A 24,096-nucleotide genomic window follows, 5' to 3' on the forward strand; every position below is an offset into this window, starting at 1 on the left:
TTTATCAGGGGTTGGAACGCTTTCATGATGCGATACTGATAAATTGGGTTGACAACCTCACACATCCCGTCGGTACCTTCCGCGAGGATACCGTAAGTAGCGAGCTCCGAAATAAATTCGTTATCCAGATTAAAATCCACGCCTCTATCCCGGGAAACAATCCCCATCAGAAGGGTTTCAAAACGTGGATTCCTTCGGATATTTGTTATGAGATGTTGAATGTTAACGTTCCGTTCTCTCAATAGCCGTGTGTGTGCCTCTGAAAATTGTGACATGGCAATTGTCTCGGTTTTTAGAATATTCAGTTCCTCAGTGAGAATCTGTGCAAACCGATTGACAAGAAAGGGTTGACCGGCTGTCTGTGTGTGGAGTGCTTTGATGACTTCAGGAGCAAAGGGTTGACCGACCGCATCGGTATACTGTCCGAGAAGTTCCTGCACCTGTTCAAGTGTAAAGTTAGGTAAGGCGAACTCGTCCTGAATATTGAAAGGTGAGATAGAGCGGTCATAGTTAAGTTGCGTTATACTTTTAACACCGACGATGCCAAGGCTGTAAGGGCAGCGTGCGTCTACACCAGAGAGATAGATGCGGCGGAGCGAATATAGAAAATCACTGACGGCAGATTCCGGGATACCATCAAACTCGTCAATAATAATGACAACCCGCTGAGGGCTTAGCAGGTTTGCGAGTCCTGTAAAGAACCGTAGCATTGACAGATGATCGGTTACCTGGGCCCCTTGAAGATATTGATGGAGTGCTTCCGATGGCACGTGTCCGCGTTTTTGGAAAATCTTTTCAATTTGTTCACGAATATCATGGTAGAGTTCACCGTAAAAAACGGAGACGGTCAGGTTTTTATATGCTTCAAAATCCAGTTGGATAAGGAAGTACGTGATACCTTCGGCGGCAAGGGCATCTAATGCCCATTGGAAGAAGGTTGTTTTTCCTGTCTGTCGAGGTGCAAAGATAACAATGTAGCGCCCCTGTTTGACGCGAGCGACGAAATCAGCGAGTTCCGCTGTCCGCTTGACAACATAGTTTCGCGCGGCATTTACAGGGCCTCGAGTCTCAAAAGTTTTCATTTTTTTCTCCGATAGCGCGTATCTTCAATATGCTACAGGAACATCCTTCAAATTGTTTCTGGTGGTTGCTATCCAGAATTACCATTTGTCTGCGCCACGGTCTTGTTACGTTTCCGCCGCGAAAAGGAGATACCCCCGAAACCACTGATAATGGCGATATAAAACCCGAAATCGTAAGCCCATCCTGTGTTATTGGATTCATAGAGACGGATTTCCGGGTTAAACAGCAATCCCCATATCAGTGAGATTGGCGCGATCCACCCATGCCAGATACCCCAGAAGAATCCTGCGGGCTTCTCGACGGTGTGTTTTCCATCGCCGGGTATACATCCCGCGAGGGTGATGAGTGTTATCAATAGAAGTATGCAGATTAATTTAGGGATGTTCATTTTTCTACTCTACGTTTATTGCAGGTTGTAGACGCTGTGTGTCAACTATTGCCCGCGTCAATGCCCAATCTAACCGGCGCCGGTAGTGTCCATCGCGGCGCATGCCCTTGAACGCCGTCAGAAAAACATCGTGGGTTTTCTCTCGGATTGTTGCCAGACGGGTGTTGAGCATATCAATGTCCACACGCCACGGCACGCCAATTTTCGTAATGGAACGGCACTGGACGCGAATCGGATAGTCTTTGAGTTCCTCCGGTGGACAGAAGCGGATCGAGGCGGAAACAGTATTGTCTATAGCGATGAGTCCGAGATTTCCCTTTGGGTCGTTGAACACAATACTACGATTGGAAGAGGGTTGCGGAAGATGTTCACGTAGTTCACGCATGGTGCCCAGAAACCGATTGTTTTGCCAGATTCTAACGTCCGATGTCGCATCGGGTGCAAACAGTGCGAGCCCGACAGGGTGCTCCGTGTCCTCGAACATAACCGAAACCCCCCTGTCCCCTTTATCAGAGGGGTAATTTGTCTCATCAACCCCCCTGCCCCCCTTATCAGAGGGGTAATTTGTCGTATCTTGCTTTTGTGGGACTAAAGAGATGAAATCGTGTAACCTTTTCAGGAACAGACCGCTCCGAATGAACGCCTCTGGGATAATTGCCGCGACCCACCGACAATGTGTCAGACACTGCTCAAGTGCGTATTTGTAGAGGTCATCGTAACGGGTCGCCTCCGGAAAAGGTAGGCCGCGTCTTGTTGCCGAGTTGCGCGCCAGCCACGGTGGATTGGTAATGCAGACATCGAACCCTTCAGGGAAATCGGCGAGTGTGTCGCGTTGCACAATTCCTTTCGCTCCGGGTTCAATGTCAAAAAATGCCCAATCTCGGCACTGCAGACGCGCTGCATCAATCAACCGTGGAATGTCTTTAGCACCCGCAAAGGGTTCTAAGACTGACTGTTGTTCTAAATTGGAGGCAATTGCCCACGTCTGGAACGGTTCCAACTGAAACGGATTTCCGCGTGTGTAGTAGCGTCCACTCGCTCGTTTTTCGTCCATTTTCATCGTGTTTTTCTAATAGGTAGGTCTTTGTAGGAATGTTTGTTCTTTTCTTAAAAGTTTAGGTGAATATAGGATAACATCACAAAGTTTAGTGTTGCATGCTATCATAAATTCCCTTTTATGTCAAGTTTTTAGGAACTTGGGCACGGAATTTAGTTTTTGATGTTTTCCTTGGTTTGCGGATGGAACGTCGGAATTCGGAGAGCCCTCCTACAGAAAAACTAAATGACTTCACTTTTCCACAGGTTTAACTTGACCTATTCGTTAACATAGATATAATTATAGGTGGTCGCGTTTAGTTGTCTGAATCAGGATTTGCAGGATTACGATCCCACAGACTGGAGGAACCGATGCGCTATTCATATATCGTATTCGTGATATTCATGGTCACCATATTAACTGCTACGGCTCCGGCAGGGGTATGGCAGGAAAATTTCGATAATGGACTCCCTGATGGCTGGAACGATGTCAGTGGCAAATGGAAAATTGTGAAGGATGCCTATGCCGAGACCTCCGGCGCACAATACGCCAAGACGATGTTCGGTGATGAAGATTGGACGGATTACACGGTTGAGGTAGATTTAACACTGGTGAAAGATGTTGGCGTGAACGCCGCGGGTTTGTTAATCCGCGCGGATGCAGATGGCGATAACGGCATGCGCTTCTGGATTCGCACCGATCAGCACAAATGCCAATTTTCCCGATGGAGAGAGAATCAATGGGATCACATTGCTACCCCTCTACCCCTTGAACCAGAAGTTGGCGAGACCTATCGTCTTAAGGTCATTTCAGAGGGACAGAATTACGAATGTTATGTCGATGATGAGCTCCTATTTGAGGGCGACGACGATGCGAAATTTCGTGACAGCGGACGCATAGGCTTCATTACATACGAGGCAAACGCCCATTACGACAATCTGATTATCGACGGAGAAGAGATCCCCGCCTTCGCTGTGGATCCGAATGGCAAACTCGCCACTCATTGGGGACAGTTGAAAACAGATATATAGCACACACTACAAACTTCTAACCTATGTGGAGAAGAAAGGACGCTTCGATGCCAATTACGGATGCAATGCCGGAACTCAATCGAACACTTCAGTTTTTTTCCGTTGAAAACGAGAATCCATCGACCCTAACGCAAGCCCAAATCGAACACTTTAATGAACGAGGTTTCATCTCTCCGTTGGATGTCTTTTCTGAGGCGGAGATGGAGGATCACCGTGCCTATTTCGATCAGCTCATGGAGAAGGCATTGGCGGCAGGAATGAATAGTTATTCCATCAACGGATGGCATACCACCTGCCCCGGTATCCACGATCTGATTACTGAAGGCAGAATTCTCGATTACGTGCAAGATCTACTCGGTGAAACGCTCATCTGTTGGGGAACGCACTACTTCTGCAAGCTACCGGGCGATGTAAAGCAGGTGAGTTGGCATCAGGATGCTTCCTATTGGCCCCTCTCCCCAAGCAAAACCGTCACCGTATGGCTCGCGATTGACGATGCCTCAATCGAGAACGGTGCAATGACCGTTATCCCAAAATCGCACCTGCACGGGCAGATCGCATTCGAGCCGAGCACTGTTGAGGAAAAAAATGTGTTAGGTCAGACGGTGCATGGGGCAACACAATACGGCGACTCGCCTTTTCCATTCGAGATGAAAGCCGGGCAGATGTCGTTGCATTCGGACCTGCTATTGCACGGCTCCGAACCGAACACCTCAGATCGAAGGCGTTGTGGACTGACGATGCGGTTCGTGCCGCCTGAAGTCCGCGCCGCAAACGACTGGAATCAACGCGCGATTGTCGCCAGAGGTAACGATCCGAGCGGGCATTGGGTCCATAATCCGCGTCCAGCTGAGGATAGTATCCCAGAGCGGTAAAAATTTTTTGAAGGACACCCCTATATAATGTTTCCACGACGACTTATCTATGCTGCGGTTTCAATCAGTGGTGCCGCCTGTTTTGTGCTATTCGGTTATGAATTTATCCGTTCCGTGTCCTCCTCCCTGTTTATTGAAGCGTATGGTGCCGAGAACCTTCCGCGGGGTATGGTAGCGATCCCACCGAGTATGATCGTGATGCTATACTGCTACGGTCGCCTGCTCTCGTGGTTGGGAGCGACCCGTGCTTTGGCAATAACCTCACTCTTTTCTGCCATTCTAATTCTCGGATGTTACGCTGCGCTTTCCCGCGGTATGAGTTTCGCTGCAGCGATCATCTACGTGTTCCGTGAAGCGTATATCGTGATAGTCATCGAACAGTTCTGGTCGTTTGTGAACAGTGTGCTGACAACTGAACAGGCGAAGCGCATTAATGGACCCTTCTGTGCCGTTGCCTCCGTTGGCTCATTTCTCGGTGGCACACTTGTGAGCAAATTGGCAACTGTGTTAGGTACTGAAGCGTTACTGCTGTTCACAGCAGGTTCCCTTGTCCCCACGGCGGCTCTTGGGGTGCTTGCCTACAAATTTGGCGGTGAACCCAAACCCAGTGCAGAAGAAACGGGTGGCAGACTCGGACACATCGGCATAAGAACACTTCTCCGTTCCAGATACCTGATTTTCATTGGGGTATTAATCATTAGCACACAGATAGTGTCCACCGTGTTGGATCTGCGGTTCAATGCATTGGCGGAAATGGAGAGACCTGATACGGATATGCGGACTGCCTTTTTCGGGTCGGTCTATGGCAACCTCGGATTGGCGGCGGGTATTTTGCAACTGGTGGCTGTGCCACTCGCCCTCAGATTCATCGCACTCCGTTATATTCATCTCACGATTCCGATAGTCCACTTCGTCAGTAGTCTCATATTGACGGTTTCTCCCTCACTCCGAACCGGGACAGCGGCATACGTGACGTTTAAAGCCTTAGACTACTCGCTTTTTCGGGCGGGTAAGGAATTGTTCTATATGCCGCTCTCTTACGATTCTCGCTATCGTGCGAAGCAGGTTATCGATTCGTTTGGATACCGTTTCTCGAAAGGTGGGAGTGCAGGTGTGCTTGAATTGGTGAGATTCGGCGTTGGAGCGATTGCGGGTGTTGCCTATTCCATCACGGCTATGGTGGTAGCGATGTTGTGGGGACCGATCGCTTTCGGTTTGACGCGGATGTATCAGAAGTTGGAGAAGGTTGAAAAATCAGGAGGCACAACGTCCGAAACACTGTAGGTTGGGTTGAACGGAACTGACAATCCCAATGTTAATATCCCAGATACATGTCAAATCCAATACACCATCATATACACGCAAGCACAGAGTGAAACCCAACGCATTCTTACACCTATAGTTTAAATTGTTGGGTTTCGCTATAGTCCATCCATACCAACGGGACATGGAAAAGCGGAATCCTCCATGTAAACGAGATAGATGCTTGTCTTTTACCGCTCAATCCAACCTACGAACTCCCTAAATTGAAATTATTTAAATTTCATAACGCACAAGTTTTCGTGCTGCATCTGCAATCTGTTCTGCATCGGGAATAACGAAATTTTCCATCACTGGTGCGAAGGGGACAGGTACCGGGACCGCCGCGACCCGCTCAATCGGTGCATCGAGATTATCAAACGCCTCCCGCTACTTACCCTCTATGCACATTAGGAGGTGTCCCGTAGGCGGGCGAGTTCGGCGCGCAGCGCTGCGACTTCCGCCTCGGCTGCCTCGGCGCGCGCAGACGCTTGCTGGCGTGTGACCGCTTCTCGGTCGGCTCGTGCAGATTCCTGGTCGGCTCGTGCAGATTCCTGGTCCGCCCGTGCGGACTCCCGGTCCGCCCGTGCGGATGCCTGTTGGCGGGCACTCGCTTCTTGGTCGGCACGCGCTTCAGCGGCCGCTTCAGGTGTCAGAACCCATTGCTGTGTGACAGGATTATAAAGTCGTAAATCGTCAAGATGCAGGTGAAAATCCAAACCGAGAATAGAAGAATGAACACTCCCACCTGACGAGGCACGAATCGGTTGATAAACGCCATCTACTAACGTAAAACCCATCAGCGGGGACGGTAAGTATAAACCCTCTATATCACACAAGAAATACTCCGGTATCCCTAAATCGGCATAAAGTGACATCTTCGCTGTCAAGTCATTCTGATAAGTCGTTTCACTCGCCATCTCCATCACAAAATCGGGCGTTTTCCCCTCCTCCCAGACGAGATACGTCCGCCGCCGCTTCTGTCCAATGCCGAAAGAGACGAGAACATCGGGGGCAACGACTTTGCGGGGGTCGTCCTGAAGATAATACATCAGTAGATCCCCAGAGACATACACTTCTGGAGTCTCACGAAAAAACTGCTCAAGTAACTGAAGGATCCGCGTCAGGACGCGTCTGTGATCGTCACTTACTGCCATAGGTTTGCCATCCGTATCTGGATACAGTTGACTTTCTTGGGTCGGTGCGGAACCGAGGCTCCCCCGATTTTCAGACCTTGTCATCTGTGTCCTCCTTGTTGTGGTTTAGATTTCATAACGCACAAGTTTCCGTGCTGCATCCGCAATCTGCTCTGCATTCGGGATGACGAAATTTTCCATGACCGGTGCGAAGGGGACAGGTACCGGGACCGCCGCGACCCGCTCAATCGGCGCATCGAGATAGTCAAACGCCTCCCGCACGACCAGCGCGGCGATCTCTGCCCCGAATCCTGCTCTACCGACCGCTTCGTGTGCGATAAGCAACCGATTCGTTTTCTTCACAGAGTCCAGAATACTGTCCTTGTCAAGTGGCATCAACGTCCTCGGATCGATGATTTCAGCAGAGATACCCTCAGCAGCAAGTGTATCGGCGGCAATAAGTGCGTTCAAGACCATCCGTGATGTCGCAAGAATCGTAATATCTTCACCCTCACGTTTGACATCCGCGACACCCAACGGAATTGTGTATTCCTCGTCAGGGATCTCCCCCTCCTCTGTATAGAGGAGTTTGTGCTCAATAAACATAATCGGATTGTCGTCTCGGATGGCTGTTTTCAGCAAACCTTTCGCATCGTAGGGTGTAGAGGGCATGACGACGAGTAGTCCGGGAATATGCACGAACCACGCTTCAAGACTCTGGGCGTGTTGCGCTGCGGAGGATCGCCCCGCACCGCCCTGCGTCCGAATCACGAGCGGCACATCTAACTGACCGCCCACCATATAACGGATTTTTGCCACTTGGTTCACGATCTGGTCCATGCCTACCGCTGTGAAGTCGATATACATCAACTCCGCAACGGGACGCATTCCTGTAACCGCGGCACCGAGTGCAGTTCCGATGATAGCGGCTTCCGAGATCGGTGTGTTTCGGATTCGGTCTTTCCCAAAGTCTTGGAACAGTCCGTCCGTCACTTTGTAGGCACCGCCGTATTCAGCGATATCCTCACCCATCAAAAAGACGGCATCATCGCGTTCCATCTCCTCTACGAGTGCTTCCTTGAGCGCGTCGCGATACGTAATTGTCCTCATTCATACTCCTATGTGTAAAATATAGTGATCGACGGGCAATGAATTGCCCTACTACAAACGAGACTGATCGTAGTAGTGCGATTTATCGCACGTTCGGAAACCATCGAATTAAATGAAACTGCACCTACCAGCGTTAGAAATCCGGTTGTAGACGTATCTTACAACGCTTTCTCCGCCTTCAGCCATTCAAGCGTCTGCGCAAACGCCGCAACCGTTTCTGTAACGTCTTCCTCTGTGTGTGCTGCGGTCGTCATTCCACCGTTACTGGCGAGATCAATCCCGTTGAGCAGTAGACCACACCGGAGACGGATCAGCAGGTCGGCGTCGCTACTCCCTTTCAGTTTCCGATACTCCCAGGTGTATGGATCGAAATCTGACGTGCGCATCCCCTTTTCACCGTGTCCAACGAGCAGTTTAATTCCCGAAAATTCGCCGTAAACCACCCAGTCGAGTTCATAGTCATCAATGACACCGTTCAGTTCGGTTCGGAGACGAGCTGCGGTGTGATTCGCCTGTTTATGCGGTTCGCCTGTCTTGATAATGTTGAGCATAGCAATGCCCGCGGCGGCGGAGAGCGGATTTGCATTAAAGGTGCCAGGATGCGGCATTTTCAAGCCGTCGCGTTCCGACTTCATCGAAATGAGTTCAAGAACTTCGGTTTTACCGGCAAGCGCGCCACCGGGGAGCCCACCCGCCAAAATCTTTGCGAGTGTTGTCATATCCGGCGTGACGTTGTAATGTGCCTGTGCACCACCGGGTGCGACCCGAAATCCTGTGATAACCTCGTCGAAAATCAGCAGCACACCGTGTGCCTCTGTCACCTCACGAAGTTGCTTCAAAAATGTGCCGTTCGTAGGGACAATACCGAAGGATGCCCCTGTTGGTTCAAGGATGATACAGGCGATGTCTTTGTCCGTTTTTAACAGCGTCTCAACAGCATCAATGTCGTTCGGTGGACATAATAGCGTTGTATTACGCACCTCTTCTGGGATACCCGGGACGTTCATATCGAAAGGCGGGTATGCCCCTAAGATGACACTGTCGTGCCAACCGTGGAAATGTCCGGCAAATTTCAGCACCTTATTCTTACCGGTATACGTGCGTGCAAGTCGGATCGCCATCAGCGTCGCCTCCGTCCCGGAACTAACGAACCGGACGCGTTCCGCTGAAGGTATCAGTTGTGTGACGAGCGAACCCCATTCCATCTCCAGCGGATGGCATGCGCCGTAGTGGGTTCCGCGATGCATCTGTGTCGTCACTGCTTCCACAACTTCCGGTGGATTATGTCCAAGGAGTAGGGCACCGTGTCCCGCCCAATAATCAATAAACTGTTTGTCTTCAAGTCCCCATTTTTTCGAGCCATCGGCACGCGTGATATAAACCGGAAAGGGCGACATATAACGTCCATCGTGCGTTACACCATCCGGGAACAGATGATTTGCGGCATCGGACATTTCTCGATCTTTTGCAAAAGTTTTTTGGTAGCGTTCTAAAATAGTGTGCATCTTTTTCGCCTCGCTTTTTTCGGTGTTTGCGAATAATTATATCATATACCCATTTTATTTGCCTTTTAATTTTACCTTGCGGAGAAGTAAGTGTCTTCGTCCTTTTACGATTTTCGTGTTCAGGTCGCCCGCGCCGTTGTTGCGGGCTTGGTTTTCGTTTTTATTTTCTTATTTAATTTTACCTTTTGACATTTCCTTCAAGACATAGTATAATATTTCCTCTACATTATTCCCCAAGGAGCAGTTCATGAAACAGATAGATGGCGGAATCACCGCAGTTGCTGGGATTCGCGCAGCAGGTCTTCATGCAGGCATTAAAGCCGCAGACGCAAAGGACGTGGCACTCATCGTTACCGATGCACCCGCGCCTGCCGCTGGCGTCTTCACAAAAAATAGCGTCACCGCAGCCCCCGTGATTGTCTGCCGCGAGCATCTCAGCGACGGGTGCGCACAAGCCGTTATTGTCAATAGCGGCAACGCCAACGCCTGCACCGGCGAAGTTGGCATGGCAAACGCACGACGGATGGCGACTGCAACCGCTGAACAACTCGGTATAGATGCAAACCTTGTTCTCGTCTCTTCTACAGGTGTTATTGGACAGCAATTGCCGATGGACACAATCGAAAACGGCATCCAAGCCGTTGCAAGCGCACTGAGTAGTGAAGGCGGTGCTGATGCCGCTGAAGCGATTATGACAACGGATACACATCCGAAATCTGTCGCCGTGGAGATCGAAGTCGGCGATACACCCGTGAGGATCGGCGGGATTGCAAAAGGTTCTGGGATGATTGCGCCCAATATGGCGACGATGCTCTCCTATCTGACAACAGATGCCCGAATCAACACCGAAACGCTCCAAACCGCCTTAAATCGTGTCGTAGACGACACCTACAACCTCTTAACCGTTGACACCGATCGCAGCACAAACGATACGGTGCTGATCCTCGCGACCGGACACGCTGAAAACGCCGAGATTGTTAAAGCAGATGGGAAAGATTACGAAGCGTTTTGTGAAGGACTCCTGTTCGTCTGCACTGAATTGGTGAAGATGCTCGCCCGTGATGGTGAGGGTGCGACGAAACTCGTTGAAGTGATCGTCAAACACGCCAAAAATCGGGACGACGCTGAAAAAGCGGCGCGTGCCGTTGCGGAATCACCGCTTGTCAAGACCGCGGTTTTCGCCAACGACGCAAATTGGGGACGGATTATGATGGCGATCGGGAAATCGGGTGCGGAATTCGACCCGTATCAGGTGGATGTCTATCTTGCGGATTATCGACTCGTCAAAAATGGGATGGACGCTGGCTACGATGAAGACAAAGCCACGGCTCTATTCGCACAAGACCCCGTGCGTATCACGATTGATCTCCGTGCCGGTGATACAGAGATAACCATGTGGACGTGCGATTATTCCTACGACTATATCCGAATCAACGCCGATTATCGGACATAAGTAGGACTTACGCAGAAATGCGATAAATCGCATCACTACGAACAGATATACCTTGACAGGACACAGATTTTTCAAAAGTCGTCGGGTTTGTAGTAGCGCACGTCGCGTATGGATTTACGGGACAATGGGCATCGCGTAGAGCACCTCGGTCTCACACCTGTCGACACGCGGAGTGCCCGAACAGCTACTGGTATTGTGGATCGGACGCTCTATTCCGAGGTTGAATATACCCTGTTAGAACGAAGCAGCACCATTCGAGTAACCGATTTACCTGAAGGTTCACCAGTACTCATCGGACACATGCTCTTGGAAGAACTTGACCTTTGCGTTGATATGAAAAGAGGACTCATCTACAATCCTGCCCACGGTGATGATTGGATTGAAGAACAACTCTGAACAGAAACCCGAACACAAAACTTGGGACGTTTCAATGTTGCGGCGAATTTTTTGACAAAAATCCACACTTTTGCTACTTTAATCAAAAATTAACTTGACATTCAAAAACAAATATATTAAACTATATATGCTTTCGGGACGCGCAAACTTCTTCTGCGCGAATTGCCAAAATGATGCGGGAGTAGCTCAGTGGTAGAGCTCCACCTTGCCAAGGTGGAGGTCGCGAGTTCAAATCTCGTCTCCCGCTCCATCTTAAGGTGGCGTAGCCAAGTGGTAAGGCCAGAGTCTGCAAAACTCTTATTCGTCGGTTCGATTCCGACCGCCACCTCCATTCTTTTTTCAAACGGGCGATTAGCTCAGGTGGCTAGAGCGTTTGCTTGACATGCAAGAGGTCGCTGGTTCAAGTCCAGCATCGCCCATCCTTCCAAAACCTTTATATCGACGCATCTGAATGTGGACAATATTTTCCCGAAATAATACCCTCCTAAAACGGAACACTTCCATCCTCACGTTTTTTGTTGGCATTCCCCGTTCAAATCGTGTAAAATTATTTGGTAAACAGGTTATGAAAAAAGACGTTAAGTCTATTGAGAACAATTTTGAAATCTACACAAATCCACATATTGAGAGTGAACCGCAATGCGTGAACCCAATCAACCTGAAGATTATCTACAACGCTTACGTCATTCGACCGCGCACATCATGGCGTATGCTGTCCAACAACTATTCCCTGATGGCGAACGGACCGTTAAACTCGCAATCGGACCCCCGATAGAGAACGAGTTCTATTACGATATGGAGGTGCCGCGCCCCATCACACCCGAAGATTTCCCCGAAATCGAAAAGCACATGAAGGCGATGATTAAATCCAATGTGCCGTTCCAGCAAGAGACGTGGGCTTATGACGATGCCCGCCAGTGGTTCGGCGAACGCGATCAGAAATTCAAACTCGAATTAATCGACGGGATTTCGGATCGTGAAGTGAGCGCTACCGATGAGGGTGTTGATGAAGCAGGCGTTTCCATTTACCACAACGGTGATTTCACAGACCTTTGCAAGGGTCCACATGTTGAAAAAACAAGCGAATGCCGGTATTTCAAACTGCTCCGTGTTTCAGGAGCCTATTGGCGCGGTGATAGCAACCGTGAGCAGTTGCAACGAATTTACGGCACTGCATGGGAGACCAAAGCCGACCTTCAGGCATACTTGACACAACGCGAAGAAGCCGCTAAACGCGACCATCGTAAACTCGGACGCGAACTGGAACTTTTCCAAATGCATCCCGAAGCCCCGGGCAGTGCGTTTTGGCTTCCCAAAGGCGCGCTCATTTATAATATCCTCTCGGAAAAGGTGCGGAAACTCTATCTCAGTGAAGGCTATCAGGAGGTGCGGACACCGCTCATCTACGATAGCAGTCTCTGGCAAACCTCTGGACATTGGGAACATTTTAAAGAAGATATGTTCCTCGTCGAAAATGAAGAGGGTGAGGCAACAAGCGCGCTCAAACCGATGAACTGTCCGGCACACATGTTAATCTATAAAAGTGTCCGCCACAGTTATCGCGATCTACCTTATCGCCTGTTCGATCAAGGGGTGCTGCATCGCAACGAAGCCACCGGGACGTTGACCGGCTTGTCGCGGGTTCGTCAACTCTGTCAAGATGACGGACACATCTTCGTTGAGGAGAAGGACATCGCTAATGAATACGAGCGGATCCTCGGGCTCTTCCAACGTATCTACGGCACTTTCGATCTGCCGTTCCGATGCGATTTTAGTACACGTAACCCTGAGAAATTCATGGGCGATATAGAGGTCTGGAATCGCGCCGAAACCCTACTTGAAGATGTGTTGAAAAACAACCAGATCGAGTATAGTCTCGATCCTGGGGAAGCGGCATTCTACGGTCCTAAACTCGATTTTCAGGTCCGGGATTCACTCAACCGAGATGTCCAGTGCGCTACTGTGCAACTCGATTTCCAACTACCTGAACGATTTGACCTCACCTATATCGCACCAGATGGGTCTGAAAAGCGTCCTGTGGTCATCCATCGCGCAATTTGTGGGAGTTTTGAACGCTTTATCGCGATGCTGATTGAGCATTACGCCGGCGCATTTCCGACATGGCTCTCCCCTGTCCAGTGTGTTGTGATGACAATCAGTCAACGCTTCGTTGATTACGGCACAGAGGTCGAACAACTTCTGTCACAAAAAGGCTGTCGTGTCGTATTGGACAATAGCGATGATAAGATTGGCGCGAAGATCCGTCAAGCCCGCTTGCAACGTGTGCCTTACATGTTAATTATCGGTGGACGTGAACAGGAAAACCGCACGGTCAGCGTCCGCAGCCGAGAGGAAGGCAACATCGGTGCAATGGCACTTGATACTTTCGTCGATAAAATTGTTAAAGAAGCCGACCTTGATTTTTAAATGGTTGTCGGTTATCGGTTACAAGAGTTTCCTCTTTAACCAATAACCGACACCTATTAAAACAGGAGCAAACCAAATGCCTAAAATTTTGACAGTCAAACCTTTCAGATATAGCCTTATAATTTTTACGCTTTTCGCTGGGATCACAATTTTCAGCAGCTGTAGCACATCCAAACAGGTCACTCGTGTTGATGCCGATACCACAATCGATCTCTCTGGACGCTGGAACGATACCGATTCGCGTATGGTCGCCGATGACATCATTCAGGACTGCTTAACACACCCTTGGATTAATGATCACGGTATAAACAGCGGTGCGAAACCGGTTGTAATTGTTGGGGGTATCCGCAACAAGAGCATGGAACACATCCCTGTCGCTACGTTTATAACCGATATTGAGCGGGCTTTCATCAACTCCGGAAAAGTGCGGACTGTCTCAAGCGCAAGTGAACGGGGTGAAATTCGCGAAGAGCGCGCCGATCAAGGCGAATTCTCTGCAATCGAAACCGTTAAAAGGATGGGACGCGAACTCGGCGCTGATTACATGATGACTGGTGAAATCAATACCATCGAAGACCGTGAAGGGGGAGACCAAGTCATCTTCTATCAAACAGATCTGACGTTGACGAACATTGAGACTAACGAAAAGATTTGGATCGGCAATAAGAAAATCAAAAAGTTTGTCGGACGCGACAAGTTTAAAATGTAAGAAGTTCGCGAGGCCTCTGTTTGAGCGGGTCCCGTGCCCGTCCACCACAATATTTTAAAATCTACGAAAACTGATGATCAAAATACTCACTTTTCTGCTTGCTATCTCCCTGATGATAGGGTGTGGTGGCTATAAGTTTCAAGAAGTCATAGAATCACTGGAAAGCGGACAACCAGAAAATGCTTATACCTACCTTCAGAAAAATGCACCGAAAAAGTCTGATATCCCTTTTCTCTTTGAATTAGGGTTGGTTGCCCATTATGCCAACCACTTCCAAGAAAGCAACGCGGCGTTCGATCAGGCGGGGGATATCGCTGAGGACCGTTATACCAAAAGCGTTTCAAAAGAGGCTGTTTCGCTCGTCACCTCTGAGCAGATGCGTCCATATCCGGGCAGTCGTTATGAAAGGCTTTTGAGCCACTATTACCGGGCACTCAACTACGTCTATCTGAATCAGTTAGACGGTGCCTTAGTAGAATGTCGCCGTGCCACGGCTCTCATCAACTATTTCAAGGGTGAGAACGAGGATTACGATTTCTTCGGAGCAGGACTTCTCGCGCACCTCTCCGGTGTCCTCTTTGAAGCCACTGGTGAATGGAATGATGCCTACATCTCTTACAAACAAGCTGCAGAATACTATAGAAACGCAGCGGAAAAAACCGGTGTAGAGATGCCAGCGGACATCGGTCGTTTACTGGTCGGGTTGGCGCGTAAACTCGGTTTCGCTGACGAACTGGAGCGTTATCAGGAACAGTATGGGAAGTTTTCGCCGCGTCCTGAAAACACCGGCGAACTGATTCTTTTTTATGAAAGCGGTTACGTCCCCGCGAAAGGTGAGGACGCTTTGACCTTCCCGATCCTCAAAACAGACGATGTGGACGATGAAAAGTTTGTGCCGACGCTTATGGGGCGTGAGGGAAGGGTGTATAAAGAGATTGAGTTGGAATATCTCCTACGCGTTGCAATTCCGACACTTGACTCCCGCCGCCCACTCCTCTCAGGAATCGAAGTTGCTGTTGGAGATATGAAAACGCGCGGTGTGCTTGTAGAAGATGTCGAGAACATCGCCATAGAAACTTTTAATACACAACGCCCTATCATTCTCTTCCGGACCTTAGGACGCGTCTTGCTGAAATACTTGGCGTATCGAAAAGCAAACAAAGAAAATGAAGCTTTAGGGCTGCTTGTAAATCTTGCTGGTGCTGTGACGGAACAGGCGGATACACGTTCTTGGCAAACACTTCCGAATCAGATTTTTATGGTGCGAATGCCACTCCCTGCAGGCACGCATACACTCAATCTCTCATTTTTAGATGAGAACGGGCAAGTCCGAGGACGCGATTCAGCACCAAATATTAAGATCAACCCGAATCGGATAACTTTTTGGAATCACCGAACTTATTTTTAATTTTACCTTGCGGAGAAACGACGTGGGTTTCATGTATGAAGTGGCTTGCTTAAATCTGAGGAAACGCCCAAGCAAAAACCCCCTCCACTTCGTTACGGGCTATGGTTTTGGTAAAGGATCGCAAGCACTGCCCTGCTGTTTCCTTTGAATCAACTATAAGGTAAATTAAAAAATCTGTGAGATTGCCCAATTCCAACGAAACCGTTAGCCTGCAACAATACGCAGAAATGCCCAAGCAAAAACACGCAGGCGGATATACGGAGGTAACCGTAAATGCACAAATCCACCTCACCGAACCGCAAGGTAAAATTAAAAAAACGCATCTATTTAGATTACAACGCCACAACACCCCTCCGTTCGGAAGTCATGGACGCAATGATGCCGTATCTCACCGAGGCATTCGGTAACGGTTCCAGCATTCACGCGTATGGACGTGAAGCACGCACTGCTATCGACACCGCCCGTGAGCAGGTCGCCGATCTCATCGGTGCCAAAAGTCCGAGTGAGATCGTTTTCACCGGCAGCGGCACTGAAGCAGATAACCACGCCATTAAAGGGCTGACCGAACTACAAAAGAGCCGCGGTAAGGGAAACCATATCATCACCTCCTCTGTGGAGCATCACGCCGTCTTGCATACCTGTCAATATCTGGAGCAACGCGGTTTCGAGGTAACCTATCTCCCCGTAGACAGATACGGACGGATTCGTATTGAGCAACTTTGTGAGGCAATCCGCGACACAACAGTCTTAATCTCCATCATGCACGTTAACAACGAGAACGGCACCGTCCAACCGCTTGAAGAGATATGCGAGATCGCACAGGAACACGAGATACCGCTCCATACCGATGCCGTGCAATCGGTCGGTAAACTGGAAATGAACGTTCAAGACCTCGGTGTGAACCTCCTGGCGTTTTCTGGACATAAGATTTACGCCCCCAAAGGCATTGGTGTCCTCTACATCCGCCGTGGTACACGACTGGCAACCCTCGTTCACGGGGGATCGCATGAACGCAACCGACGCGCCGGTTCTGAAAACGTCCCCGCCATTGTCGGCTTAGGTGCCGCTGCCGACCTTGCGAAACAGGAGCAGCACACCTATGCGCAGCACCTCGACGCTTTAACCCAAAGACTCCGCGAAGGTCTGGATGCCCACATCGATCGCCTGCACTACAACGGACACCCCGACCACTGTGCGCCCGGTACACTCAACGTTTCGTTTGAATCGGTGGAGGGTGAAAGTCTTATCTTACGCTTGGACATGGAGGGTATCTGTGTCTCGACGGGTTCCGCGTGTACCTCCGGCTCTATGGAACCCTCGCACGTCCTCGCCGCGCTCGGTTTACCCCCGCGTTTGGCACAAGGCACCGTCCGTTTTTCCTTGGGTAGGAACACAACCGAAACCGAGATCGATGATGTCATTGCCAAATTACCGAAAGTTATCCAGCAAATGCGCACTCTGTATAGAGGATAGACTCTCCATGTTCACCCAACCGAGGTAGGTGCGGTTTCCAACCGCACTGAATCCCATCTACCAGTATCTTCGCCCTTCGGTCCATCCATAACGATAGTATATCTGCAGAAACCCTGAAAATAGCCCGTTTTTGTGCAACTTAAAATGACAAGTGTCCTTTTTCGTGCAGCTCACCCCGTATAACGACACGACTTACCGCAAATTCAGCACTTCTTTATATTGGCACAGGAATTGCTTCTACCTCCATATCAGTAATTTTAGTTGTTTGGAGGTAAGGACGCATGCGCGGAAAAATAACATCGTCCGCTCTTATGAGTTCATTGGTGCTTCACATCGTCATCACGATTGTTGCTGGACTCTATCTGATCGCACAAACCGATCAGTTTAAAGATTTGATGGGCATCGAAATTCTCTATCCCAAAGAACCACCGAAACCTAAAGTGGAAAGAAAATTCGTCGTGAAACCTATTATTAAGCCAACGGTTCCAAGACAAAACATTGTTGTCGGACAGATTCAAGTGCAACCCCGCGTAACGACTATATTTCCTCGTGAGTCAAATTTCCAACCGCAGACAGTCCTCGAATTTTCAATCCAAACTGTTAAAGTCCAACCGCCAACAGATCCGAATGTCCGCACAGCGATCGTCCTAAATCCAACAGTGCAGACAGATGTGATACACGGTGATTTGTTGGTATCAGATGCTCCTGATGCTCTGGCATTCTCTGCCCCTATAGTAAAAGTTCCGTCCGCTCAAGTGAGAAACGTCAGTCGCGGTATCGCAGGACGGTTGAAAGTCACGCTTGAACGCTCACCGGGGCTTTCAATGGTTGAAAACGTCGGTGCCGCACGCGATGCCCTCAGCGATGTCGTCGAAAACATCACACTTTCCAGTTACGTCGTCCCGCCCCTTCCGAAAGGTGAACCGGGTGGGCGCGTCATCGGTAAAGGCAAGGACATCCGAGGTGTCCTCCGTTTTGCACGCGTCCGGCACGATCTTTCTGACTGGTGGGCGGATGCCTCCGCGCTCAACGCATTGACCCAATGGCTCAACGAGCGGACCAAAATCAAAACCGATATGAGCGTTGAGGGAGGTGCGGTGAAACTTAACGATGCCAACCTTTTCAAAACACCGCTCGCCTTTATGACAGGACACGACCCAGGACTCGTCCGTTCTCGGGAAATATTTGGATGGAAACACGGAACCGGTAGAATAGATGGTCGCCTCAGCCAGTCTGAAGCCGCTGGCATGCGTCGCTATCTCGTCGAGAAAGGTGGCTTCCTCGTCTTTGATGACTGCGGCGTGAACGCGCCTGCCCAGGCGATGGTTCGTCTCTTCCTCTCACAGATGCGCTACGTCATGCCTGAATATCACGTCGAGCGGATCTCTAACAATCACGAAATCTACAACAACTTCTATGCGATGGGGGGTCCGCCTGTCGGATACGACATCTTCTGGTGGGGCACACGTCCCCCGAAACGGAACTTCCTTGAAGGTATCTCTGTCGGTGAGAAACTATCGGTTATCGTTGTCCGTCGTGATTACATGTGCGCGATGGAGACCGTCAGCTATCCGACGCGGAGTGTCCACTATTCCCCAGGGGTCTACCGGTTTATGACGAACGTTGTGGTGTATGCGCTGACACACGGCTCGATTTCCGATTACTCGGGTTATGTTCCTGAGTCCGTGCTCACTGAAAAAGAGCTTCCGACGCGTCCACCTGCCGCTGCGAAGGTCGGTGGTTTCGAGTAGTATCTTCCCTTGACGGTTTTTGTCAATCATGTTATTATCAATATTCAATCTATAGAAAACTTAGTGGGATGCCGTGAGCAAGCAACAACGGCGCTTGCGGACCTTAAGCAATAACCATTAAGTCATCAACCGCGTTATTTCGCGCTTGGCGGACAATTAAAAACATGAAAATTCGATGTATTAATGCCTATCAAGTTGACCTTCCACTCTATGAAGGGAGCTACAATTGGTCAGGCGGGAAATCTGTATCCGTATTTGACAGCACCATCGTCTCAATTGAAACGGACGAAAGCATCACCGGCTACGGCGAGGTGTGTCCACTTGGACCCTTTTATCTCCCCGCCTATGCGTCGGGGACCCGCACTGGAATCGCCGAACTCGCACCGCATCTCATCGGTGAAGATCCAACACAACTGCTCCCACTCAACCACCGCATGGACACCGCACTCAAGGGGCATCCGTATGTGAAATCAGCAATCGACATGGCGTGTTGGGATATTCTCGGCAAGGTTTCAAACCAATCGGTCTGCACCCTTCTCGGCGGACGGTATGGGTCAGATTTCATGCTGTATCGCGCGATTTCGCAACAATCTCCCGACGAGATGGCGGCAAAGGTCGCCACCTATCGTGCGGAAGGATACCGCAAATTCCAGTTGAAAGTCGGCAGCGATCCGAACACCGATATCGAACGTATCCGAGCGGTTGCCGAACTGATGCAACCCGGAGATGTCCTCATCGCGGATGCGAATACGGGTTGGTTGATGCACGAAGCCGCTCGTGTCGTCCAAGGCGTGCGCGATGTAGATGTCTATATCGAACAACCCTGTCTCTCCTACGAAGAATGCCTTGCTATCCGTCAGCGGACAGGTCACCCCTTTGTGCTTGACGAGACGATAGACAGTATTCACGCCCTGTTACGCGGTCATGCCGATCGGGGGATGGATGTCGTCAACATTAAGATTAGCAAATTCGGCGGACTGACCAAAGCGAAACTCGCCAGAGACCTATGCGTTGAACTCGGCATTGCGATGACAATTGAGGATAGCTGGGGGGGCGACATTACAACCGCCGCCATTGCACATCTTGCACACAGTACACCGACAGCGTTTCTCTTCACGGCGACAGATTTCAACAGTTACGTCACCGTCAGTACGGCGGAAGGTGCACCGCAACGCACCAACGGCAGGATGGCAGCCTCAACACAACCCGGCTTAGGCATTATTCCTGATATGGATATATTAGGCGAAGCGGTGGTTCACACAGAGTAAAGGAGGGTTTTCGTAGCTCCATATCCGCCCTTATCAGACAGCAGCGCGTGATTATCTCGTTCCTACGGAAAGGATAGCACGTAATGTAATGGAGTGCGGGTCTAAGAAACGCACGCAAAAGTCTTAACGCACGTTGTTTAACCGCAAGGAATAATTAAAAAATTGTATGCAGATCAGAATTTTATCCGCCGCAGATGTCCGAACAGCCTTGCCGATGCCCAAAGCAATTGATGCGATGCGGCACGCCTACGGTCAACTTTCAGCAGGCAAAGTGACCGCGCCCCCACGACAGCACATCTCCACTGACAAAGGCGTTACCCTCTTAATGCCTGCCCATCTCCCCGAACGCCGTGAGTTCGGCATCAAAGTTGTCTCGGTTTACGACGACAATCCGAACCTCGACTTGCCCCGTATCACGGCGACAGTCTTAGTGCTTGACCCAGCGACAGGACTCCCAAAAGCATTCATGGACGGTAGCAGTCTCACCGCTATCCGAACGGGAGCTGGGGGTGGCGTAGCAGCGGACCTGCTTGCTCGACCGGACGCGAAAACGGTTGGCTTATTCGGAGCAGGTGTCCAAGCGCGGGCGCAATTGCAGGCAGTGATGGCGGTCAGAGACATCGCGAGCGTCAATCTCATCAGTCGAACAGAAGCCGCCGCGCAACAACTCGCCACTGAAATCACAGCGTGGAAGGATGCCCCGAAAGTCAACCGCGTATCAAATCCTCAACAGGTCGTAGAGGACGCTGACATCGTTATTTGTGCGACGACCTCGGCAACCCCACTTTTTGACGGCAATGCCCTGCGACCGGGGACACACATCACAGCCGTTGGCACGTTTGTGCCAGAAAAACGGGAGGTTGATACAACGACCCTAAGGAGGTCAAACCGAATCGTCGTCGATTCGCGGGAAGCCTGTTTGGAAGAGGCGGGAGACCTGATTATTCCGAACGCTACAATTGACGCGGAAATCGGTGAAATCGTCAACGGCAACAAGTGGGGACGCCAATCAGACGACGAAATCACGTTTTTCAAATCGGTAGGTGTGGCGGTGCAAGATGCAGTCGCAGGATCCGTAATCCTTGCAGAAGCAGAAGCCAAAGGACTGGGCACCCTCGTTGCTTTTTAATTTTACCTTGCGGTTCGGTCAAGTGGGTTGTGTGTTGGAAGTGCCTTTGCGTAGACCTAGGGGAAACACCCAAGCAAAAAACCCTGCGTGTTTTTGATAGGGTATTTCTGCGTATTGTTGCAGGCTACGGATTGGAGGCATAATTCAATTGACAAAAAAAAGCGGATCGTATAAAATGCAAAAAATAAAAAAGCCAGAAATCGCAAGCCCGTAATGAAATGGAGGGCGACTCTACGGAGATCAACCTGAACGACCAACCCATCTCAACGAACCGCAAGGAAAATTAAAAACATGGAAAAAACGCATCTACTTCAGGCACCACACCTGCACGCAATCGCACGCAACCTCTTCGTCGCCGCCGGTGCATCGCGACACATTGCAGAGGATGTCTCCGAAATCCTCGTCAACGCCAACCTCGCGGGTCACGACTCACACGGCGTGCTCCGCGTTCCGGCGTATCTACGTGGCATTGATGCCGGACAATTGGACCCCACTGCGGAACCCGAAGTCCTCGCAGAGACTCCGAATACCTTACGTGTTGATGGGCAACGCAGCTTCGGACACTACGTCTCACGCTGGTCAATTAGCAAAGCGATAGAGAAGGCAAAAACCGCTGTCTCCTGCTCTGTCAGCATCAGCAATACTGGGCATATCGGACGCTTGGGTGAGTATGCAGAAGCGGCGGCAAAAGCCGGATGCATCGGACTCATCAGCGTTGGCTCAGGCGGCAAAGGCGGAGGTCCGACAGTCCCTTACGGCGGTGCACAAGGCACTTTCAGCACAAATCCTATCGCTTTAGGGGTGCCAACCGGCGATGACGGTCCCTTTATCGTTGACTACGCAACAAGCGTGATTGCCGAGGGAAAGATACAGGTCGCCCGGAGCAAAGGCATCGACTTACCGGAGGGGTGTATTCTCGACAAAAACGGGATGCCGAGTGTCAAACCTGCTGACTTCTACGATGGTGGCGCACTTCTCGCATTCGGAAAACACAAAGGCTACGCCCTCGCGATGTTCACCTGCCTCCTCGGGGGATTGGCGGGGACTTATGACACAGAAAGCGGCAGGATGGGCGGCATTTTCATGCAAGCCATAGATGTCAACGCCTTCACACCGGTTGCGGAATACCAGAAAGGCGTGCGCGCCTTCTTAGATAGCATTAAGTCTACCCCCCCAGCACAAGGTTTCGATGAAGTCCTCGTCCCCGGTGATTTTGAACACCGATTCCGCACACAGCGGTTAGTAGAAGGGGTTGAAATACCCGATACCATCTACAACCAACTTCAAGCGTGTGCAGACAAACTCGGCGTTTCCATCGGCGAGGACACTGTTGAGGAAGACGACAAGGCACACTACGGTTTTTAATTATACCTTGCGGAGTAACGAGGGACGTTTGGACTTTGACGGGCGTTTCTCAAATCCGCCTGCGTGTTTTTGCGAATCAGAATCAACGGTATGAAGCCCGTGTGGGCTTCCCCGGGTATGAATGCCGTGTGGCATTCCCCGGGGTATTTCTGCGTATTGTTGCAGGCTACGGGTTTGTTTAAAGAGCGCAAAGGAAAATGTAAAATATGCAAAGACATATATTTGAAGTCGCACACCTTCAGGCATTCACAAGCAACCTATTTGTAGCGGCAGGCGCACCACAGCACATCGCTGATAACGTTGCCGAGATTCTGATAAAAGCGAATCTCGCTGGACACGATTCACACGGCGTGCTTCGGATTCCCTCCTATCTCGACGGGATTGAGGGCGGCGGGATCCGTCCCGATGCTGAGCCAGATGTGTTACAGGAAACCGACAATACACTCCATATTGACGGTAGGAACGGCTTCGGACACTATACTGCTCGTTCTGCGATCCGACGCGCAATCGAAAAAGCGAAAATCGGTCGGACCTGTTTTGCGACGCTCACCCGGACGGGACATATCGGTAGAGTCGGGGAATACGCACAAGAAGCCGCTGAAGCCGGATATATTGGAATCGTCACTGTCGGTGGCGGTTCAAAAGGTGGCGGACGCATTCTCCCTTTCGGTGGCGCGGTTGGCGCGCTCGGCACGAACCCGATCGCCATCGGTGTCCCTACAGGGGATGATGTCCCCTTCCTGATCGACTTCGCAACCAGCATGATCGCAAACGGTAAAACCTACGTTGCTGACAGCGAAAACCGGGATCTCCCGGAAGGATGCGTTGTTGACAAACACGGAAATCCTACCATCAAAACCGATGAATACCGCGATGGTGGACATCTCCTCGCTTTTGGGAGACATAAAGGGTATGCCCTTTCTCTTTTTGTGGCACTGCTCGGGGGATTGGGAGGCGTGTTCAATACTGAAGCCGGACAGATGGGGGGTCTTTACATGCAAGTGATTGATGTCAACGCGTTTACACCCCTTGAAGAATATCAAAAAGGGGTGCGTGCGTTTTTAGATACAATCAAGGCGACACCGCCTGCATCCGGTTTCGATGAGGTATTCGTCCCGGGGGACTTTGAAGCGAATACTCGAGCACATCGTCTCGCAAACGGCATTGATATACCCGATACCATCTATCAGCAACTCCGAGAATGTGCCGAAAAATGGGATGTTCCGATGGTACAAACCCGGTAGTTTCAGCTCG

Annotated in this window: 20 protein-coding genes and 3 tRNA genes; 17 read left to right on the plus strand and 6 right to left on the minus strand. The window is 50.4% G+C overall.

Annotated features, from left to right (window positions below; translation table 11 throughout):
• The 3 genes from F4X88_13340 to F4X88_13350 form a co-directional block, all read right to left on the minus strand.
• The coding region (locus F4X88_13340) for an AAA family ATPase (protein ID MYA57274.1) at positions 1 to 1,082 on the minus strand (1,082 nt) is incomplete at its 3' end.
• Between the two features lie 68 nt (positions 1,083 to 1,150).
• A complete protein-coding gene (locus tag F4X88_13345; GenBank protein ID MYA57275.1) occupies positions 1,151 to 1,471 on the minus strand; it encodes a hypothetical protein in 321 nt (106 codons plus the stop codon).
• 4 nt (positions 1,472 to 1,475) lie between these two features.
• Positions 1,476 to 2,525: a hypothetical protein gene (locus F4X88_13350; protein MYA57276.1), complete on the minus strand. Its 1,050-nt coding sequence runs from the start codon at positions 2,523 to 2,525 to the stop codon at positions 1,476 to 1,478.
• 353 nt (positions 2,526 to 2,878) lie between these two features.
• Here F4X88_13350 and F4X88_13355 point away from each other — a divergent pair, with 353 nt between their 5' ends.
• From F4X88_13355 to F4X88_13365, 3 genes are read left to right on the plus strand one after another with little or no spacing between them, the layout of a single operon-like run.
• Positions 2,879 to 3,538, plus strand: a complete 660-nt coding sequence (locus F4X88_13355; protein ID MYA57277.1) for a hypothetical protein — start codon at positions 2,879 to 2,881, stop codon at positions 3,536 to 3,538.
• A gap of 23 nt (positions 3,539 to 3,561) precedes the next feature.
• A complete protein-coding gene (locus tag F4X88_13360; GenBank protein ID MYA57278.1) occupies positions 3,562 to 4,413 on the plus strand; it encodes a phytanoyl-CoA dioxygenase family protein in 852 nt (283 codons plus the stop codon).
• Positions 4,414 to 4,440: 27 nt separating this feature from the next.
• Positions 4,441 to 5,697, plus strand: coding sequence for a hypothetical protein (locus tag F4X88_13365; GenBank protein ID MYA57279.1), 1,257 nt, complete (start codon positions 4,441 to 4,443; stop codon positions 5,695 to 5,697).
• Positions 5,698 to 6,122: 425 nt separating this feature from the next.
• Here F4X88_13365 and F4X88_13370 read toward each other — a convergent pair whose 3' ends face one another.
• From F4X88_13370 to F4X88_13380, 3 genes are all read right to left on the minus strand, one after another.
• Entirely contained in the window at positions 6,123 to 6,953 is an 831-nt protein-coding gene (locus tag F4X88_13370) for a Uma2 family endonuclease (GenBank protein MYA57280.1), read from the minus strand.
• 21 nt (positions 6,954 to 6,974) lie between these two features.
• Positions 6,975 to 7,958, minus strand: coding sequence for an alpha-ketoacid dehydrogenase subunit beta (locus F4X88_13375; GenBank protein ID MYA57281.1), 984 nt, complete (start codon positions 7,956 to 7,958; stop codon positions 6,975 to 6,977).
• Positions 7,959 to 8,116: 158 nt separating this feature from the next.
• On the minus strand, positions 8,117 to 9,463 hold the full coding sequence (locus tag F4X88_13380; protein MYA57282.1) for an aminotransferase class III-fold pyridoxal phosphate-dependent enzyme: 1,347 nt from the start codon (positions 9,461 to 9,463) through the stop codon (positions 8,117 to 8,119).
• Positions 9,464 to 9,710: 247 nt separating this feature from the next.
• Between F4X88_13380 and argJ the strand changes: the two genes are divergently transcribed.
• From argJ to F4X88_13450, 14 genes are all read left to right on the plus strand, one after another.
• The gene (gene argJ, locus F4X88_13385; protein ID MYA57283.1) at positions 9,711 to 10,916 is read left to right on the plus strand and encodes a bifunctional glutamate N-acetyltransferase/amino-acid acetyltransferase ArgJ; all 1,206 of its coding nucleotides are present in this window, start codon (positions 9,711 to 9,713) and stop codon (positions 10,914 to 10,916) included.
• A gap of 108 nt (positions 10,917 to 11,024) precedes the next feature.
• Positions 11,025 to 11,312, plus strand: coding sequence for a hypothetical protein (locus F4X88_13390; GenBank protein ID MYA57284.1), 288 nt, complete (start codon positions 11,025 to 11,027; stop codon positions 11,310 to 11,312).
• Between the two features lie 175 nt (positions 11,313 to 11,487).
• A tRNA-Gly gene (locus F4X88_13395) sits at positions 11,488 to 11,562 on the plus strand.
• A gap of 6 nt (positions 11,563 to 11,568) precedes the next feature.
• Positions 11,569 to 11,643: transfer RNA gene (locus F4X88_13400), tRNA-Cys, on the plus strand.
• Positions 11,644 to 11,657: 14 nt separating this feature from the next.
• Positions 11,658 to 11,731 (plus strand) — tRNA-Val (locus tag F4X88_13405).
• A 220-nt stretch (positions 11,732 to 11,951) separates the two neighbouring features.
• Positions 11,952 to 13,739, plus strand: a complete 1,788-nt coding sequence (gene thrS / locus F4X88_13410) for a threonine--tRNA ligase (protein ID MYA57285.1) — start codon at positions 11,952 to 11,954, stop codon at positions 13,737 to 13,739.
• A gap of 76 nt (positions 13,740 to 13,815) precedes the next feature.
• Entirely contained in the window at positions 13,816 to 14,448 is a 633-nt protein-coding gene (locus tag F4X88_13415; GenBank protein MYA57286.1) for a penicillin-binding protein activator LpoB, read from the plus strand.
• Between the two features lie 73 nt (positions 14,449 to 14,521).
• Positions 14,522 to 15,856 carry a hypothetical protein gene (locus F4X88_13420; protein ID MYA57287.1) on the plus strand — a complete coding sequence of 445 codons (1,335 nt, stop codon included), beginning with the start codon at positions 14,522 to 14,524 and terminating at the stop codon, positions 15,854 to 15,856.
• A 273-nt stretch (positions 15,857 to 16,129) separates the two neighbouring features.
• Positions 16,130 to 17,329, plus strand: coding sequence for a cysteine desulfurase NifS (gene nifS / locus F4X88_13425; GenBank protein MYA57288.1), 1,200 nt, complete (start codon positions 16,130 to 16,132; stop codon positions 17,327 to 17,329).
• Positions 17,330 to 17,610: 281 nt separating this feature from the next.
• Positions 17,611 to 19,080, plus strand: coding sequence for a DUF4159 domain-containing protein (locus tag F4X88_13430; protein ID MYA57289.1), 1,470 nt, complete (start codon positions 17,611 to 17,613; stop codon positions 19,078 to 19,080).
• Positions 19,081 to 19,244: 164 nt separating this feature from the next.
• A complete protein-coding gene (locus F4X88_13435) occupies positions 19,245 to 20,348 on the plus strand; it encodes a mandelate racemase (GenBank protein ID MYA57290.1) in 1,104 nt (367 codons plus the stop codon).
• A 166-nt stretch (positions 20,349 to 20,514) separates the two neighbouring features.
• The gene (locus F4X88_13440) at positions 20,515 to 21,477 is read left to right on the plus strand and encodes an ornithine cyclodeaminase family protein (GenBank protein MYA57291.1); all 963 of its coding nucleotides are present in this window, start codon (positions 20,515 to 20,517) and stop codon (positions 21,475 to 21,477) included.
• 291 nt (positions 21,478 to 21,768) lie between these two features.
• Positions 21,769 to 22,842, plus strand: coding sequence for an Ldh family oxidoreductase (locus F4X88_13445; GenBank protein MYA57292.1), 1,074 nt, complete (start codon positions 21,769 to 21,771; stop codon positions 22,840 to 22,842).
• Between the two features lie 206 nt (positions 22,843 to 23,048).
• Positions 23,049 to 24,086 (plus strand): Ldh family oxidoreductase, encoded by a 1,038-nt coding sequence (locus F4X88_13450; GenBank protein MYA57293.1) that lies wholly within the window; start codon positions 23,049 to 23,051, stop codon positions 24,084 to 24,086.
• Positions 24,087 to 24,096 lie beyond the last annotated feature (10 nt).

The sequence above is a fragment of the Candidatus Poribacteria bacterium genome, from assembly GCA_009839745.1.
Taxonomy (GTDB): domain Bacteria; phylum Poribacteria; class WGA-4E; order WGA-4E; family WGA-3G; genus WGA-3G.